We start from the raw sequence: 1,832 nt of genomic DNA on the forward strand, positions 1-1,832 counted from the left end.
CTTCAGCCGGGAGACTACTATGTAACCTTCCCATTGATGGCCACTGTAAATGGTGATCCAACTGCAGGGCTTACGACTCCAAATGTTGGTGGTTTCAATACAGATCTCACCGATATTAATAAAGATTCCGATGCTAATCTTACAACTGGTTCTACAGAAACAGTAACTCTAATCAGTGGCGAACATGATCCACGATTAGATGCAGGTTATTTATTGATCTCAGACTTAAGCCTTGTGAAAACAGTAAGTGATCCGAGACCAAATGTCGGTGATACTGTGAGGTTCTTCATTGAAGTAAGAAATGCTGGGCCGAATGATGCAACAGGAGTTGAGGTTAGCGATTATTTGCCAAATGGTTATTCCAATATTCATAACATCAGCAATTCAGGAGTCTATGCGAATGATACAATAGTTTGGTCTGGTTTGACAGTACCTACAGATGCCATTCCTATATTGACTTTTGATGCGGTTGTTTTGGCACCTACGGAAGGAGTAGAATATGATAACCTCGCTGAGATAACGGATGCCTATCCATTTGATCCTGACTCTAGCCCGGATTCCGGTCTTGATCCTGATAACGATGGTTTAATTGGTACTGAAGATACAAATCCAAACGACCAAAGTGTTGATACGGATGGTGAAGATGATGAAGATAATGAGCCGGTACTACCTCAGGTAGCAGACCTGAGCTTAGTGAAGTTGGTGAATGACGGCACACCGAATGTAGGTGATGTGGTAACGTTCACAATCAATGTGAAGAATGATGGTCCTGATGCAGCGACGAATGTAGTCGTAGTTGATTCTTTACCGAACGGTTATGGCACGATCAGCAATATCAGTGATGCAGGCGTACAATCAGGTAGCACGATCAGCTGGAGTGTGGCAACCATTGCTTCAGGAGCGACTGAAACATTGACATTTGACGCAGTTGTACTGGCACCATTATCAGGTGTTGAATACAATAACGTAGCTAAGATTACGGAAGTGGATCAATATGATTCAGACAGTGATCCTACGAATAATGCAGATACCGACGGTGATGGTCTGATCGGTTCAGAGGATAATAATCCGAACGACACCGGAATTGACCCGGACGATGAGGACGATGCAGATGACGAGCCGGTACTACCTCAAGTAGCAGACTTGAGCTTAGTGAAAACGGTAAATGACCCGACACCAAATGTTGGTGATACGGTAGTCTTCACTATAGAGGTTAGAAATGCTGGTCCTAATGACGGTTCAGGTGTACAGGTTAAAGATTACGTGCCAAACGGCTACCTGAATATTCATGATATAAGTGGCGGTGGCATATTCTCAAACGATACCATTGTATGGTCTGGTTTGAATATTCCAAATGATGCTATTCCTCTGCTTACTTTCAAGGCTGTAGTTCTTTATCCTGAGGAAGGAGTAGAATTTGATAATCTGGCAGAAATTACAGCGGCTGATCAGTACGATCCTGATTCAGATCCGGAAAGCGGTATTGACCCTGACGGCGATGGACTTATAGGTACAGAAGATACAAATCCAAATGATCAGTCTGTTGATACAGATGGTGAAGATGATGAGGATAACGAACCGGTTATTCCTTGTACTACCACGGCTGCTTTAGTGGCTACAGATGTGAATTGTTTCGGTGAGTCTAATGGAAGCATTGACCTTACAGTTTCAAATGCAACCGAGCCGATTAGTTACTCTTGGAGTAATGGTGCAACAACCCAGGATATTTCTGGATTGGTCGCAGATACATACAGCGTAACTGTTACAGATGTAAATGGTTGTACGGCCACCGCAAGTGTAGTTGTCAATGAGCCACCACTATTGACAGTGAC

1 protein-coding gene is annotated in these 1,832 nt (G+C 43.4%); it reads left to right on the top strand.

What is annotated here, in order from left to right; translation table 11 throughout:
- On the top strand, nucleotides 1–1,832 hold a 1,832-nt coding region (locus AFM12_RS19390), incomplete at both ends, for an Ig-like domain-containing protein (protein WP_131458509.1).

The sequence above is a fragment of the Jiulongibacter sediminis genome, from assembly GCF_001306455.1.
Classification (GTDB): domain Bacteria; phylum Bacteroidota; class Bacteroidia; order Cytophagales; family Spirosomataceae; genus Jiulongibacter; species Jiulongibacter sediminis.